Below are 15,645 nucleotides of genomic sequence, written 5' to 3'. Positions count from 1 at the left end.
ATTATGGCAGATTCCAGCGTAACGAAAATGCCATATAAAAGGTACTGGCGAAACGCGGATCTTCCATCTTTTTAGTTTTAAATATACTTTTTATCTTACGATCGTTTTCGTTGAAACTTCTTAATAATGCTGTTCCTCCGGTAAGCCGTAAGCTTAAGTTTTTGCTGATCTGTAACTCAGGTCTTAAACCTGCGGTTATCTGCTGATATCCCAATAAAGTAGATTTTCCGCCTTTATTTCTTTCTACGGTCATCCCATTCATTTCTACCACCCCTTTTAAAGCAAATTTATCTGTGAACTGATAACCCGCTTCCAAGCCTTCCGGGAAGTTAATCTTAAACTTGATTTTACTTCCTGTCTTCCAATCGAAATAAATCCACGGCATAATCATAGGTACTCCGAACGCAGTAGTTAATACCGGTCCTGCACCGAGAGCTAGATTTGGACTAAAGTTCTTTATAAATAATATTCCTCCCTGACCCAATACATCATCAAAATTTACATTTTCCAGATCGGTATAAACTCCTGCCGAAGCAGTAATCATCATGCTCCATTTCCCTCCTAATGGTCTCAAGTGCTGTAATCCAATTTGTGCATTCAGCATCTGATCCGGAAACAAACTACTTTCGTAGTTCTTGTGGGACATCTTAGCATAGGATCCATTCACCAATAATGACCAGGCTTTCACTTTTCCATCATCTGTTTTCTTCATAGATAATGGAATATTGAAACTTACATCCATTCTCTTAAAATCACTTTTAGAATTTGTTTTCACGCTATCCTCCGGACGGATATAGCTGGAGTGTGGAATATATTCCGTTTTTACTTCTCCGGAAATTCCAGACTGAGCATTAACCCAACAACTCAGGTGAGCAAGACCATAAAAGACCGTCAAAAGACCTTTCTTCATAATTTAAAATTTTCACAAAGAGAGCCCTTTCGTTGCCCTGGGCAAAAATTACTTGATTAAGTGCTTATATCTTAGGATGAGTTGAAATAAATGTGTGATGAGTAAGATTTTCCTTTCCTTTCGATTTATACTAAAGAGATTGCTTCGTCGTTTTGCTCCTCGCAATGACAGTGAACAAAAAACCACCGCAAGGTTGCAGTGGCTTTTACAATATTTAAAAATTAAATCTAATCTATTCTTCTTTCTGGTTGCCTAAAAAAGCATCCCACCCCTGTGCTGTCAGAGAAACTAACTGATTTGATCCTCTTGCTACCATAAAGTTCCCTTCTTCTTTTTCTACAGCATGCCCTATAATGGTAAAGTCGGGATGGTTTTTAATTTTATCAAAATCATTAGGTGAAATTGTGAACAGCAATTCATAATCTTCACCACCACTTAATGCCGTCATTACAGGATTTAAATTCATTTCATCTGCTGTAGAAATTGTGAGGCTATCCATAGGAATCTTCTCTTCGTATAATCTGAATCCAACCTTCGACTGATCAGAAAGGTGCAAAATTTCAGAAGCCAATCCATCAGATATATCGATCATAGAAGTAGGTTTGATATCCAGTTCTTTCAAGATCGATTTTACATCTGTTCTTGCTTCTGGCTTTAATTGTCTTTCTAAAATGTAGTCAAAGCCTTCCATTTCAGGTTGCATATTTGGATCTGCTAAGAAAACAGCATGCTCTCTTTCCAAAATTTGAAGCCCCATATAAGCGCCTCCTAAATCTCCACTTACAACAAGTAGATCATTTGCTTTTGCTGTACTTCTTTTTATCAGGTTTTCTTCATCTTCTATTCCAACAGCTGTAATGCTCATTACTAATCCTGCATTTGAGCTTGTGGTATCTCCACCTATTAAATCCACTTTATAACGTGAGCAAGCTGCTTGGATTCCGGAGTAAAGTTCTTCCAGAGCTTCAACCGGAAAACGGTTTGAAACTGCCAGGGAAACTAATATTTGAGTTGGTGTAGCGTTCATCGCAGCAATATCACTAAGATTAACAACAACTGCCTTATATCCCAAATGTTTTAATGGAACATATCCCAAATTAAAGTGAACTCCCTCAGCTAAAACATCTGTAGTAAGTACTACTTTTTTGTTACCCGGATTAATAACTGCTGCATCATCCCCTACTCCAAGCTCCGAAGATTCATTGGACAGAGGAAAATGTTCCGTAAGGTGTTTAATCAGTCCAAATTCTCCTAATTTAGAGATCGGTGTCAGTTCCTGAGATTTATCTTCAAACATATCTTTATTTATAAGTGATGACGGATAATTGATAAATGATGTTCGATACTATTCTACCTATTATCATTTACAAATTATCTTTTATTTGTTAAACTCTGTTGGGTCAATATTTTCCGCATGAAAAGGGAATTTCTTAAAATCCTCTCTTGTTAAAATTTGCGTATCGGCAGTTTTGTATTTATTCATTGCTTCTACAATGTCATCCGGCGGCGTGGTCATTTTTCTTAACATCATATCAATCCATACTCCTGTAGCCTCCGATGTTGCACAATGCACCCCGTCCGGCGTGTAGAATTTATGAAGAAAACGGTAGATAGAAGAATCTTCTGAGCACCCATCTATTTCCAAACTTACAATTACGGTCTGATCGGCATAGATCTCTTTAAAGAAAGAATATCTTTCATGCAGCATAACAGGTCCGATTCCCCATCTGCTTAATTGGGTAACTCCCATTTTTTCTTTTGTCATAAAAGCCATTCGGGTTTGTGCACAATACTGCACATAAGATGAATTTGCTAAATGTTTGTTGGCATCAAGATCGCTCCAACGCACTTCGAAGGTATGGTAGAATGTCATTTGAAAATCGTATTTAGAATGATAAAATTATAATCATCAAAAATACTCAAATAAGATGGTTTATAAAAATTGTACTTTTGGAAAAATAATCTTCAGCATAGGATTACATATACATGAAAAAAATTATCATTATTGGTGGTGGTGCAGCAGGCTTTTTTTGTGCATCAAACCTCGACGAAACAAAATATAAAGTTATTATTCTTGAACAGAATTCAGATGTCCTTCAGAAAGTAAAAATATCCGGAGGAGGTCGTTGTAATGTAAGTCATGCCTGTTTTGATCCAAGAGAACTGGTTCAGTTCTACCCTCGTGGAAATAAAGAACTCCTAAGCGTTTTTACCAAATTTCAACCGGGCGACACAATGGAATGGTTCGATCAACGAAATATTTCGTTGAAAATAGAAAATGACAACAGGATCTTTCCAGAGAGTAATTCTTCACAAACCATTATTAACACCTTCCTTAATGAAATTCAAAAAAAGAACATTGAGGTAAAAACAAAATGCGTTGTAAAGGAAATTCTAAAGGAAGAAGAAAAATATATTGTTAAAACCAATTCGGAAGACTTTGAAGCAGATTATATTATTTATACCACCGGAAGTTCTCCAAAGTCATTGAAAATTATTGAGAATTTAGGACATAAAATCATCAGTCTTGTTCCTTCGCTTTTTACATTCAATATTAAGAATGATTTACTAAAAGATCTCGCAGGAACAAGCTTTGAAAATGCAGAAATTTCTATTCCAAAATTGAAAACGGAAGAAAGCGGCCCATTATTGATCACACATTGGGGCCTTTCGGGTCCCGCAATTCTGAAAATTTCTGCTTGGGAAGCTATAGATTTAGCTTTGGTTAAATATAATTTTGAAATTGAAGCCAACTTTATTTCAAAAACAATGGATGAAGCTGAAGCATTATTTCAAAACTTCAGACAAAGTAATCCTAAAAAAACAATTGGTCAATCCAAGATCTTTGATATTACGAATAGATTCTGGCAGAAAGTTCTGGAAGTTTCCAAAGTTGACCTCAACAAACAGGTTGCTAATATTTCGGGAAAGGAAATGCTGATTATTTTAGAAAATCTTTGCAAAAAGAAATTGCAGGTAACTGGAAAATCAACCTTTAAAGATGAATTTGTAACCGCAGGAGGTGTAGATTTAAAAGAGATTAATTTTAAAAATATGTCTTCAAAAATCATCCCCAATTTTTATATTGCGGGTGAAGTTTTAAATATTGATGCGGTAACAGGTGGTTTCAATTTTCAGGCTTGTTGGAGTGAGGCTTGGCTTATCGCACAGGATTTGAATATAAAATAAATAAAGTATATAATGAAAAAATAGCTTTGGGCAATAACAAGTCAATGAATAAAGAAATGGAACGTGTGGTAAAAGCAATGGCAAAAACTAAATGGAACCCGGCTGAACTCAACGGCAAACCTGTAAAATATAGATTTAAATTACCTATCACAATGCAATTTGAATAATAATAAATTCTTAAAATGCTTTTAGTCAAGAAAAAATATCTTCCCGTTTTAAAAATCCTTTTAATTCTAGGGTTCGGATATTTCTTTTGGCTTATGTTACAAATCACATTGGAATATATTCCTTTAAAAGCAGATGTGAGTTTTTTAATGATCAAACAAACAGAAGTAGAGCACAGACCTGAATATCTTCCATTTTTTTACACCCATGTTTACACCAGTATCTTTGTATTACTATCTGGCTTTTTAGCTCTTCTCAGAAGGGATTTCGGTTTAAAAAACTTCCATAGAAATGCTGGCAAAGTGTATATTTTACTTCTGTTAATCTTCTGTGCTCCTGCCGGGATTTATATGGCGATATTCGCCAATGGGGGTTTTCCATCTAAAATTTCTTTCATCATACTTGGCAGCTTATGGTGGTTTACTACTTTCAAAGCTTATCAATTTGCAAAACAGAAAAAATTCACTCTTCATAAACAATGGATGTGGCGAAGTTTTGCGTTAACATTATCTGCTATAACTTTACGAATGTGGAAAGTTATTATTGTATACTTATTTCACCCCAATCCGATGGATGTTTATCAAATTATTGCATGGTTGGGTTGGATTCCCAATATCTTATTAATTGAATTCTTAATCACAAAAAAAATACTATGAAAATTTTAAATTATGCTTTGATCCCTTTACTGACAGTCTCTTTACTAAGCTGTAAAAAGGATGCGAAAAACACCAGCTCTTCTTCAGATTCTCTCACCGCAAAAAAAGACTCTGTAATCATTCCTGAAATTCATAAAGAATACTACGGAATTTATACTGGTGATTTTGCCGGAATGGAAAAAATGCTGGATGAGAGTGATGGTTCAGAATATGATGGAAGTATCTTAAAAAGAATTTCCTTAAAAATAAATAAAATAACAAAAGACAGTGTGTATGGACAAAGTATTGTAAATGGTAACCAACGTCCGTTCAGAGGTATTTTTAATGAAGCTACAAAATCTTTTGTTTTAGACGAACCTGGAAGTGATAAAACTGATGGAAGATTTGAGGTAAAATTAAATAATGACTCTCTATCTGGAAAATGGACAGCCTTTAATAAAACCGCTGTAAAAGCATCTTCTAAAACATTGAGATTAGCAAAAAAGGATTTTGTATATAACCCAAATTTCATGTTGGATGAAGATTCTGATCTTGTAGACTGGACTAATCCCAAAAGTTTTGTCGAAAAATATAAGGATGAAGAAACAGGAAAAACAGAAAGCTATACCACCTCAAAAAACAGAGTGGCTACGGAAGCTATCTTTAAAATTAATGCATCTAAGCAAAAACTAACTGAAAAAGACATTAAAAACTTAAGAAAGCTGGATATGGAAATCATTAAGAATTCAGTTTTTGCAAGACATGGATATTCTTTTAAAAAAGAAACATACAGAAACTTTTTTGAACATACGGACTGGTATATTCCTGTATCTGGCAATGTAGACAATGATCTTTCACCAATGGAAAAAGAAAACGTTGCATTATTGAATCGTTTTATCAAATATGCTGAAGACAAATATGACAGTTTTGGAAGGTAATATGAAAAAGTACCTAACCTTTATTATACTCGCTTTCTGCGTTGTTTTCATTTCTGCACAAAAAGATTCTATTTCCAATAACAACATAACAAAATCCGTTTCACCTGCTGGGTCTGCAACTGATAAGAGCCCTGAGTTTCCAGGTGGCCATCAGGCATTTGTGAAGGAAATTTTAAGCACTTTTCGTACTTCACTGCTATCAAGTCTTAACATTACTAAAGCAAGAGCTGTGGCTTCATTCGTCATAGAAACAGATGGCAGTATGACCGATATAAAAATAGAATCCTATGAAAATGACATTATTAAAAGAGAGTTCTTAAAATCCCTCAATAGTGTTAATACAAAATGGATTCCTGGGGTAAACAATGGGATCAAGACGAGAATGAAAATGAGGCAGCCCCTTATATTTAGCCTTGAGTAGTCAGTAGCAGTTTATAATTTTTATATTTTACAATGATATAAAGAATTAAACATCCGACTGCATAACATGCAATATCAATCCAGGAAAATGAATTTCCAATGACAATATACATAAGGCTTCCTTTTCGGAAGCCTATTTTTTCTGCAATATTGAAATATTGAGCTAGTTCTATAACACAAGAAAAGATAAAAATCCCTACAATAAGTTTTTGATCATCAATTATAGTGAAAGTTTTGATAAAAGTATACAGAAGAATCACGACAATAACATCCCCCAAATAAGCTCTTATAAAGAAAATATCTTTTAATACGGTCGCAATTAAAACTTCTGTCAGAAACAACAGAATTGTTAGAAAGAGATATTTCAGATTAAATTTTATCTTCATTATAATCTTTATATTTTAATATGGTATAATCAATATTACAAAGCGGGCTAAAGCCCGCTTTGTAAGTAAACGTATATAATCGATGATTATTTCTTTACTTTCACTGTGCATCCTATAGCTACAGTTTTTGTCATTTTTATAGGCTCTCCTTTTATCAAAGAATTTACCGCATCCTGAGCGTAATATTCTGAAACGTCATTCGGGTTGTCATAATTATTATCTATAGCTCCGATATATTTGACAATATTTTTACCATTATTCTTTTGCAGAACAAACACATGCGGTGTTTTAGTGGCTCCATACTGAGGATAAATTTTCTGTCCCTCATCTACCAAATAGGGAAAAGTAAATCCTTTTTGCTTAGCTCTTTCAATCATTTGCTTGTATCCATCTTCAGGTTGAACGTTCGGATCATTTGGGTTAATAGCAATCACAGGATAGCCCTGATCTTTATATTTTTTGTCGAGTTCTATAATCCGGTCTTCATATTTTTTAGCATAAGGACAATGATTACAAGTAAAAATGACAATAAAGCCTTTTGCGTTCTTATAGTCACTTAGGGAAACCATTTTCCCATCAATGTTTTTTAATTTAAAATCTGTTGCCTCATCACCCACCTCATATCCTTTATTAGATAGAGAAATAGGATGTTTCTCTGTTCCTTTTTTATCGTTATCTCTTGTTGTAAAACTCAACATTCCAAAACCAATAATGAAAGTTAGTATGATAATCTTTAAATTTTTCATAGTATTTTGTTTAAAGTAAATTTTTGTTAATCGTATTCTCCAGCTCATCTTTACTCATTTCGCCGTCATTAAAAAATATTTTCTCGCCGTTTTTATAAAATAAAGTGACCGGAATATTACCATCCCAATCTTTTTCAAACCTTGGTATCCATGTATTCATCCTTTTGATATCATCCAACAAAATGACTTCCGTTGTTAGGTTTTTATTTTTTATAAATTTAATCACCTTTTCTTTATCTACCGCCCTATCCAAAGAAACCAAGATCATTTTAAATTTTGGATTATCTTTATGCTTATTGTTTACCTCCATGAAATAAGGAAGTTCCTTTATGCAAGGGGCACAGGTTGTTGACCAAAAATTGACAACAAGCAATTTATCTTTCTCCTGCTGAATACGCTTTTCCAGCTCTTCATATTTTATAGAGGAAACATTAATTTGCTGCGCCTTTGAAATGGTAAAACATAAGAACAGAAATAAAATACTTATTGAATTCTTCATATTCAAAATTAATGAAAATTTTCATTTGTCAATGATTTCCAGCACATTAATATACCTAATTTCAGGTATTTTCATAAATTCTGTTCACATATAATTGATATATCAGAATTAAAAATGTAATTTAGTTTAACCAAATTAAAAGTTTTTATTATGAAAAAATCAAGCATTCAAATCAAGAAATTGACTAAAAAAGAATTGAAGGAAATTAATGGTGGTTTTGGACCGGCTTGCCCAAGAGTAATCAGTTGTTTTGATCGCCATACCGGTGAAGAACTGAGTGGCGTTTATGGTATACAAGACGGATACTGCTGCTAATTAAAAGAAATATCTTGCTAAAAACAAGCAAATATATTCTTCTAAACTAGAAAAGACACCAATATTTTGGTGTCTTTTTTATATTAAAGAAGAGTTTTACTCACTGTTTTTGGATTTATTAAATAAATAATATACCTTAGTTTAACTAAATTAAATATTATTACTATGAAAAAATCAGACTTATTAAAACGAAAATTATCTAAAAAAGAACTAAAAGAAATTAATGGTGGTAATAGTAATGGCTGTGATATGGAATGCCTTTGCATTAACCCGGGGGGCGATCCCTATATTGGAGTTTGTGACATAAAAGGAGCGTGCTGTTAATAACTCAAAATAAAAAAAGAAAGCTTTAGCTTTCTTTTTTTATTTTGAGTTAACCTCCAATCATTTTCTTTATTGAATTTAGTTTCATTAAAGCTTCAATAGGTGTCAAAGTATTGATATCAATCTTTGTAAGCTCCTCTCGGATATTTTCCAAAACAGGATCATCTAACTGGAAGAATGACAGTTGCATATTTTCATCTGTTACTCTTTTTATGCTTTCTGATGAAGTTCCCTGGGTACGACTCGCTTCCAATGTTTTTAGAATTTCATTAGCCCTGTTCACTACTTTTGCGGGCATTCCAGCAAGTTTTGCTACATGGATACCAAAACTATGCTCACTTCCCCCGGGAATAAGTTTTCTCAGGAAAATAATGTTCCCTTTGTTTTCCTGAATCGAAACATGGAAATTTTTCACCCTTTCAAAATTAACCGTCATTTCATTCAATTCATGGTAATGAGTAGCAAATAAGGTTTTAGCCTGGCTTGGATGTTGGTGAAGATACTCCGCGATAGCCCATGCTATAGAAACTCCATCATAAGTAGAAGTACCACGTCCGATTTCATCCAGTAAGATTAAACTCCTTTCTGAAATATTATTTAGAATATTGGCAGCTTCATTCATTTCAACCATAAAAGTAGATTCTCCAGCAGAAATATTATCTGTTGCCCCTACCCTTGTAAAGATCTTATCTAACACTCCTATTTCAGCATGTTTTGCCGGCACAAAACTTCCGATCTGAGCCAGAAGACAAACAATTGCTGTCTGACGAAGGATCGCAGATTTACCGGCCATGTTCGGTCCGGTTACCATAATGATCTGTTGAGAATCTTTATCCAGAAATATATCATTCGGAATATATTTCTCTCCTAATGGGAGCGCATTTTCTATAATGGGATGCCTGGCTTCTTTTAGATCGACAACATAACTTTCATTCAATATCGGTCTTGTATAACTTTCAGACACGGCTAGTTCTGATAACCCAGCAGCAACGTCGATCTGAGCAATAATATTTGAATTTTCCTGTATCTGATCAATATACACCATTGTTTCAGAGCATACATTTCTATATAACTCATTTTCCAAAACACTGATCTTCTCTTCAGCTCCAAGAATCTGACTTTCATATTCTTTTAATTCTTCTGTGATATATCTTTCAGCGTTCACTAAGGTTTGCTTTCTTAGCCAATCTCCCGGAACTTTATCTTTATGGGTATTCCGAACTTCAATAAAATACCCGAATACATTATTAAAATCAATTTTAAGACTTGTAATTCCTGTTCTTTCAATTTCTCTCTGACACATCTCATCCAAAAAGCCACGACCTTTGCTTTGTAGATTTCGTAACCTGTCCAATTCTTCAGAAATACCATCTTTTATCACTTTTCCTTTCGAAATATTGACAGGAAGTTCTTCATTCAACCTATTTTGCAAAAACTTAATCAACTCATCCAGGTCATATAATGGTTCTATCCATGCCAGCACATCTGCAAATGGATGAAGTAACTCTTTGATGGTATGAATATTAACTAAGCTCTGACGAAGATATCCCAGTTCTTTCGGTGAGATCTTTTCAGCTGCCAGTTTCCCCATTAATCGGTCTAAGTCAGAAATAGACTTTAGTAACTGTGAAATTTCATACTTTAAACCATCATTTTCGTTTAAAAAATCAATTAATGACAATCTTCTTTGGATCTCACTAACGGATTTTAGGGGGAGAATAATTCTGCGTCTCAAGAGTCTCCCTCCCATTGGAGTTGATGTCTTATCTATAATATCTAATAGCGATTTTCCCTGTGGATTACTTGGATACACAATCTCCAGATTTCTTAATGTAAAATTATCCATCATCAGGAAATCATCCTGAGGGATCACTTTAATTTTTGTAAGGTGAGCCAGTAGATTATGATGTGTATCTTCAACCAGATAAGCAAAAATAGCTCCTGCCGCCGTAATTGCTAAAGGAAGGTTTTCTATACCAAACCCTTTTAAAGAATTTGTTTTAAAATGATTCGTTAATTTCTCATACGCAAAATTGTATTGAAAAGCCCAGTCTTCCAGCTTAAAAGCACTTTTATTCTTAAACTGATCAGGAAGCTGAACACTTCTCTGATAAATAATCTCACTGGGATCAAACGTCCCGACAATATGTAAAAGCTTTTCCAGATTTCCTTCGCTTACTAAAAACTCTCCTGTGGAGATATCAACCAAAGCAATTCCAAATTTTTCTTTTTCTTTATGAAGGGAAAGCAGAAAGTTATTTTTCTTCGAACTTAATACCTGATCATTAAATGTAACACCTGGGGTAACCAGTTCTGTAACTCCTCTTTTTACAATTCCCTTTACCATTTTAGGATCTTCCAACTGATCACAAATAGCAACACGAAGTCCAGCTCTAACCAGCTTTGGAAGATAAGAATCCACAGAATGGTGCGGAAATCCAGCCAATTCTATATGCCCTTCTCCATTTGCTCTCTTTGTCAGAACAATACCCAATACCTGAGAAGCACGGATCGCATCCTGTCCAAAAGTTTCATAAAAATCTCCAACCCGGAATAATAAGAGTGCATCAGGATATTTTGCCTTGATGGTATTATACTGAGTCATTAATGGAGTTTCCTTCTTCGTTTTTGCCATAGTAAAAAATGAACGTCAAATTTAGAAAATAAATTCAGGCTTAGGAAATTGTTTGTGGATTAATGTTTTCAAAAACTACCTTGGTCTAATTAATTTTTTATCGTATTTTTCAATAAAATTGAGTAATGGATTTTCCAATATTAGAAACTGAAAGGTTAATTTTAAGACAACTAACTAATAAGGATGCTAAAGATTTATTTGACTATTTCTCTTTGGATATTGTCATGGAATATTATGATTTAGAAACCTTTACTCAAATTAAAGAGGCCGAAAAACTAATTGACCATTTCAATAGTGAATTTGAAAATAAAAAGGGATTCCGATGGGCTATTGAATTGAAATCCGAAAAAAAAGTAATTGGAACCTGTGGTTACCACAACTGGTTTCGCGAACATTTTAAAGCCGAACTTGGCTATGAGCTCAATCCGAAATTCTGGAGAAAAGCCTATATGAAAGAAGCTGTACAGGCCATTATTCCGTTTGCTTTTACAACAATGAATTTACATCGCATAGAAGCTTTCATTGATCCTGCTAATATTTCATCCGAAAAACTTTTATTGTCACTCGATTTTAATGAAGAAGGTACAATGCGTGATTTCTTCTTTGAAAAAGGAAAATTTGTAGACGCTACTATTTTTGGACTTATTAATAAGCTGAAAATATCTGCAGGCAGAAAGTAATTTTATTTGTTTCCCTTCAACTGTTTTTCTAACGCTTTTGTGCTTTTTTCATAAGCCCATTTTTGTTTATAATTTACCCACTTTGCTTTAAAGAACTTCCTTAACAGCTTATCAGTATATCTCATAACAAAAACATGGTAAAGCATACTTGCAAAAACCTTTGGTTTATTAGGAAGTGCTCGGAGTGACAATGAAAAACCAGGTTCAAGATATCTGTTAAAATGCCAAAATGCTCCCGGTATGAAAAGAGCATCTCCATGTTCCATAAAAATCTCATATCCTTTAGCATATTGTAAAGCCGGAAATTTCTCATAATCTGGATTTTCATAATCTATATCATAGACTGTATGAACAGATAAAGGAACCTTATAAAGAAAAGCAGACTGCTCCTGATCAAACAATAATATCCTTTTTTTTCCTTCAAAATGAATATGCATGAAATCTCCCAAATCAACATCATAATGCATTAAAACATGAGCCTCGCTTCCTCCAAAAAATAAGGTAGGAAGCCTTTTAAAAAATTTTATGCCAAGATCAGGATAGGTAAAGTTTTTTAAAAGCTCAGGAAGTCTGTCAGTAATAATATAGAAGAAAATACGGAGATCTGAAGGTTTGCTTTTTATAGTATCTATATAATCCTTCATTTTCATATGGGTAACCGGAGCATCTGAACTTTTGGCTGCATTTGCCGGTTTATTATCATATAATGGAACTTCTTGTTCTCCCGCTTTTTCACGAATATAAGCGAGATTCCATTGATCAAAAGCTTCCCACCGGCTTGCGAAATTTTTGATCAGCAGAGGCTTTTTTTTCCTGAAATAATCTTTCTGAAAATCTTCTTTACTAATATCATTTACAACATCTACTTTTTCGAGAATCATTTTGTTGGCTGATTTAATGTGAAATAAAAGTAATGTTTTTTTGAAATTTATAAAAATTTTACTTTTTACATTTTCTTTAAAATCCTAATAGTACTGTTAATAGAAAGGATTGTGTAAGAAAATAAATCAATAATGCATAGACTAAGGATAAATCGAAAAAAATTATATTTGTACCATCAACTAAATTTATGAGAGTCTACAACACCAAACATTTCCTGAAGATCCTTTTCAGTTTACATAAAAGTGATACTTTGAAAATTCTTTTTCCGTCGATGATCGTAGTTGGGATATACTCTTATGGGATAGAATATCTGGAAATTGAATACCTTCACCTCACTTCAAAATCAGCGGTAAGCAATGTGGGTATGATTCATTCTCTGCTAGGTTTTGTACTTTCTTTATTACTGGTTTTCAGAACCAATACAGCATATGACAGATGGTGGGAAGGAAGAAAGTTATGGGGAAAACTGGTTAATGATACCAGAAATTTTGCTATAAAAATTAATCTTATTCTTGAAAATGACAGACAAAGTGCGGAACAAATAGCACGGTATTTAAAGTTTTTTCCTCATTTTCTGGCTAAACATCTCTCTAAAGAATCTACAAGACTCGCATTAGATGAAGATTATTCAGAGATAGAAAAATCTCTTAAACATCATGGGCCGAGTGAAATTGTTATTCTCCTTAGCCACAAATTAAACCAATTGAAAAAAGAAGGTAAAATTTCAGATATAGAAATGGTATTTCTTGACACTCAACTTTCCGGTTTCCTAGATATATGTGGGGGTTGTGAAAGAATAAAAAACACACCGATCCCCTATTCTTATTCTTCCTTTGTGAAGAAATTCATTATACTTTATGTATTGGCACTGCCTGTGGCTTATGTAATTAGCATTGGCTTATTCATGATCCCTCTTACAGTCTTTGTCTATTACGTTTTAATGAGTCTGGAACTTATTGCAGAAGAAATAGAAGATCCTTTCAATAATGACGAAAATGATATTCCTATGGAAACAATAGCACAAAATATCGAAAAGAGTGTTCACCAGATTATGGGACTAAAAAATAAAATCAACCTTTAAAGGTTGATTTCTTTTAACTCGCCATCTTGTTTTATTTCTACGAATTTACTTTCTCTACTTGATGAAGCATAATTATAGAAAAAAGTTTGATATATCGGAGTGGAGTACAGATAGCCACCATAAACATTGTAAGCATCTGATTGTCCGGTTTGTTGTTGATAATTTGCTGTAGCTGTAAAGTTTACAATCGTTTCCAGATAATATTTGCCTGGTTTCAGTTTTTCAAATTTAAACCGTCCATGAGCGTCTGTATAAGCATCTATTCTATATTTAAACGCTTCTTCGGACATATAAACAGTTGTTTTTCTATTTTCATATTTCTTTCTCATGTTGTAAAACTCTTCAAAGTATGGGGTTACAGGAAAAAGCATGACTACGGTTCCTTCAGGAGCATAATGTTTTTCCCCAAGCAATGGTTTAAATCCCCAACTGTTTTTTTGTTTTGTGGATGCTACTCCTTCAATGGTAGAATTTCCAAAACCAATCATACTCTGAGCTAATTTTTTATCGAAGAAAGCTTGTGGATAATATGTATTTTGTGCCTTTGATAATATAAAAGCAGACATTAACGTTATTAGTATAAGTAAATTTTTCATATCATATTTTTTTATTTCAAATATAACTATTTTACTATTTTTGAAATAAAAAAATCTATGAAATACATTTTTCTTTTATTATTTTCTGCATCTTCGTTGGCTATTGCACAAAAACCATGCGGATATAAAGATGGGTTACAGGAAGGAAGCTGCAAACAATTCTTTGAAAATGGACAGGTAAAAGAAGTTGCTGAATGGAAAAAGGGAAAGCTTGATGGTGATGCTGTTTTCTATTATGAAAATGGAAAAATTCAAGCTCAAGGAGAGTACAAAAAAGACTACAAAATAAAGGAATGGGTTTATTATGACAAAAACGGAGTCTTAACCTCAAAAGAAGCTTTTAGGAATGGTGAAAAAAATGTCTATGATAATAGTTTAACAGGTACCTTTTATTCACCTTCGGGAACGATTACTGAAATTTCTAATTATAAGTTAGGAAAACTGAATGGTGAAAGCAAAGTCTTTTATGAAAATGGAAAGTCTGTAAAACAGATTGGTTATTATGAAAATGGGGTGGCAACAGGGAAATGGAAAATGCTTTATCCATCGGGAAAAGTTCAGCGTGAGACCGAGTTTGCCAATGACCAATGGAATGGTACCAGGGTTCATTATCGTGAAGATGGAAGTGTTGAAAAAACAGAAATTTACAAAAACGGAAAATTAATCTCTACAAAATAATATAATTGGTACATAAATTAAAACTGGAAGAACTCAACAGAATAGATGTAGAAACATTTAAGAAAGTTGAGAAGATTCCTTTGATCGTCATTTTGGATAATATAAGAAGTATGCATAATGTGGGAGCCACGTTCAGAACGGCTGATGCTTTTTTAATTGAAAAAATAATTCTTTGCGGAATTACCCCGCAACCTCCTCATCGCGAAATTCATAAAGCGGCATTGGGGGCTACAGAAAGTGTGGATTGGGGTTATGAAAAAGATATTAATATAACGATTCAGGATTTAAAAAGTCAGGGATTTGAAATTATTGGTATCGAACAAACCAGCAACAGTACGATGATCACTGATTTTACAATCGATAAATCAAAGAAATATGCTTTAATCCTCGGTAATGAAGTGGATGGTATAAGTGATGAAGCTTTGGAAAACATTGATGTATTCTTGGAAATTCCTCAGTTAGGAACTAAACATTCTTTAAATGTAAGTGTGTGTGGAGGTATCGTAATGTGGGAGTTCACAAAGGCTTTAAAATAAAAAACTGCATATGTCTAAAAGACAGTGCAG

Annotated in this window: 19 protein-coding genes; 10 read left to right on the top strand and 9 right to left on the bottom strand. The window is 33.6% G+C overall.

Annotated elements, in window-relative coordinates:
• Position 1 precedes the first annotated feature (1 nt).
• The 3 genes from NG806_RS16135 to NG806_RS16125 all read right to left on the bottom strand — a co-directional run bounded on the left by NG806_RS16135 (position 2) and on the right by NG806_RS16125 (position 2,783).
• Positions 2–910, bottom strand: coding sequence for a DUF6268 family outer membrane beta-barrel protein (locus NG806_RS16135; protein WP_214830176.1), 909 nt, complete (start codon positions 908–910; stop codon positions 2–4).
• A 232-nt stretch (positions 911–1,142) separates the two neighbouring features.
• Complete coding sequence (thiL, locus tag NG806_RS16130) at positions 1,143–2,207, bottom strand: thiamine-phosphate kinase (protein ID WP_261510621.1); 1,065 nt, start codon at positions 2,205–2,207, stop codon at positions 1,143–1,145.
• Between the two features lie 81 nt (positions 2,208–2,288).
• Entirely contained in the window at positions 2,289–2,783 is a 495-nt protein-coding gene (locus NG806_RS16125) for an acyl-CoA thioesterase (RefSeq protein WP_214830172.1), read from the bottom strand.
• Positions 2,784–2,896: 113 nt separating this feature from the next.
• Here NG806_RS16125 and NG806_RS16120 point away from each other — a divergent pair, with 113 nt between their 5' ends.
• From NG806_RS16120 to NG806_RS16105, 4 genes are all read left to right on the top strand, one after another.
• Complete coding sequence (locus NG806_RS16120) at positions 2,897–4,099, top strand: BaiN/RdsA family NAD(P)/FAD-dependent oxidoreductase (RefSeq protein ID WP_214830171.1); 1,203 nt, start codon at positions 2,897–2,899, stop codon at positions 4,097–4,099.
• Between the two features lie 182 nt (positions 4,100–4,281).
• Positions 4,282–4,920, top strand: a complete 639-nt coding sequence (locus NG806_RS16115; RefSeq protein ID WP_261510619.1) for a DUF2306 domain-containing protein — start codon at positions 4,282–4,284, stop codon at positions 4,918–4,920.
• Positions 4,917–5,837 (top strand): YARHG domain-containing protein, encoded by a 921-nt coding sequence (locus NG806_RS16110; RefSeq protein WP_214830167.1) that lies wholly within the window; start codon positions 4,917–4,919, stop codon positions 5,835–5,837. The genes NG806_RS16115 and NG806_RS16110 overlap by 4 nt, the downstream gene beginning before the upstream one ends.
• Entirely contained in the window at positions 5,803–6,258 is a 456-nt protein-coding gene (locus NG806_RS16105) for a hypothetical protein (protein WP_261510617.1), read from the top strand. The genes NG806_RS16110 and NG806_RS16105 overlap by 35 nt, the downstream gene beginning before the upstream one ends.
• Here the strand turns inward: NG806_RS16105 and NG806_RS16100 are convergent.
• From NG806_RS16100 to NG806_RS16090, 3 genes are all read right to left on the bottom strand, one after another.
• The gene (locus tag NG806_RS16100) at positions 6,245–6,643 is read right to left on the bottom strand and encodes a ribosomal maturation YjgA family protein (RefSeq protein ID WP_261510615.1); all 399 of its coding nucleotides are present in this window, start codon (positions 6,641–6,643) and stop codon (positions 6,245–6,247) included. The two genes, NG806_RS16105 and NG806_RS16100, sit on opposite strands and share 14 nt — an antisense overlap.
• A gap of 86 nt (positions 6,644–6,729) precedes the next feature.
• Positions 6,730–7,389 (bottom strand): thioredoxin family protein, encoded by a 660-nt coding sequence (locus NG806_RS16095; RefSeq protein ID WP_261510613.1) that lies wholly within the window; start codon positions 7,387–7,389, stop codon positions 6,730–6,732.
• 10 nt (positions 7,390–7,399) lie between these two features.
• Positions 7,400–7,888: a TlpA disulfide reductase family protein gene (locus tag NG806_RS16090; protein WP_214830159.1), complete on the bottom strand. Its 489-nt coding sequence runs from the start codon at positions 7,886–7,888 to the stop codon at positions 7,400–7,402.
• A gap of 150 nt (positions 7,889–8,038) precedes the next feature.
• Between NG806_RS16090 and NG806_RS16085 the strand changes: the two genes are divergently transcribed.
• Positions 8,039–8,203, top strand: coding sequence for a class IIb bacteriocin, lactobin A/cerein 7B family (locus NG806_RS16085; RefSeq protein WP_214830157.1), 165 nt, complete (start codon positions 8,039–8,041; stop codon positions 8,201–8,203).
• A 165-nt stretch (positions 8,204–8,368) separates the two neighbouring features.
• Entirely contained in the window at positions 8,369–8,527 is a 159-nt protein-coding gene (locus NG806_RS16080) for a bacteriocin (RefSeq protein ID WP_214830155.1), read from the top strand.
• A gap of 49 nt (positions 8,528–8,576) precedes the next feature.
• On the opposite strand, the gene mutS is transcribed toward NG806_RS16080, so the two are convergent.
• The gene (mutS, locus tag NG806_RS16075) at positions 8,577–11,162 is read right to left on the bottom strand and encodes a DNA mismatch repair protein MutS (protein WP_214830153.1); all 2,586 of its coding nucleotides are present in this window, start codon (positions 11,160–11,162) and stop codon (positions 8,577–8,579) included.
• Between the two features lie 125 nt (positions 11,163–11,287).
• On the opposite strand from mutS, the gene NG806_RS16070 reads away from it, so the two are divergent.
• A complete protein-coding gene (locus tag NG806_RS16070) occupies positions 11,288–11,842 on the top strand; it encodes a GNAT family N-acetyltransferase (protein WP_261510608.1) in 555 nt (184 codons plus the stop codon).
• 2 nt (positions 11,843–11,844) lie between these two features.
• Here the strand turns inward: NG806_RS16070 and NG806_RS16065 are convergent, their stop codons facing one another.
• A complete protein-coding gene (locus NG806_RS16065) occupies positions 11,845–12,723 on the bottom strand; it encodes a cupin-like domain-containing protein (RefSeq protein ID WP_261510607.1) in 879 nt (292 codons plus the stop codon).
• A 188-nt stretch (positions 12,724–12,911) separates the two neighbouring features.
• On the opposite strand from NG806_RS16065, the gene NG806_RS16060 reads away from it, so the two are divergent.
• On the top strand, positions 12,912–13,805 hold the full coding sequence (locus NG806_RS16060; RefSeq protein ID WP_214830145.1) for a bestrophin family protein: 894 nt from the start codon (positions 12,912–12,914) through the stop codon (positions 13,803–13,805).
• Here NG806_RS16060 and NG806_RS16055 read toward each other — a convergent pair.
• Entirely contained in the window at positions 13,802–14,401 is a 600-nt protein-coding gene (locus tag NG806_RS16055; RefSeq protein ID WP_214830143.1) for a hypothetical protein, read from the bottom strand. The genes NG806_RS16060 and NG806_RS16055 overlap by 4 nt on opposite strands.
• Before the next feature lie 57 nt (positions 14,402–14,458).
• On the opposite strand from NG806_RS16055, the gene NG806_RS16050 reads away from it, so the two are divergent.
• Together NG806_RS16050 and NG806_RS16045 are read left to right on the top strand one after the other, a co-directional pair.
• Positions 14,459–15,079, top strand: a complete 621-nt coding sequence (locus NG806_RS16050; RefSeq protein ID WP_214830141.1) for a toxin-antitoxin system YwqK family antitoxin — start codon at positions 14,459–14,461, stop codon at positions 15,077–15,079.
• A 5-nt stretch (positions 15,080–15,084) separates the two neighbouring features.
• Entirely contained in the window at positions 15,085–15,615 is a 531-nt protein-coding gene (locus tag NG806_RS16045; RefSeq protein ID WP_214830138.1) for an RNA methyltransferase, read from the top strand.
• The last annotated feature ends 30 nt before the right edge of the window (positions 15,616–15,645 follow it).

This window comes from Chryseobacterium paludis (assembly GCF_025403485.1).
Taxonomy (GTDB): Bacteria; Bacteroidota; Bacteroidia; order Flavobacteriales; family Weeksellaceae; genus Chryseobacterium; species Chryseobacterium paludis.
Note: the sequence above shows the minus strand (reverse complement) of the source record. Positions and strands in the feature narration are given on the sequence as shown.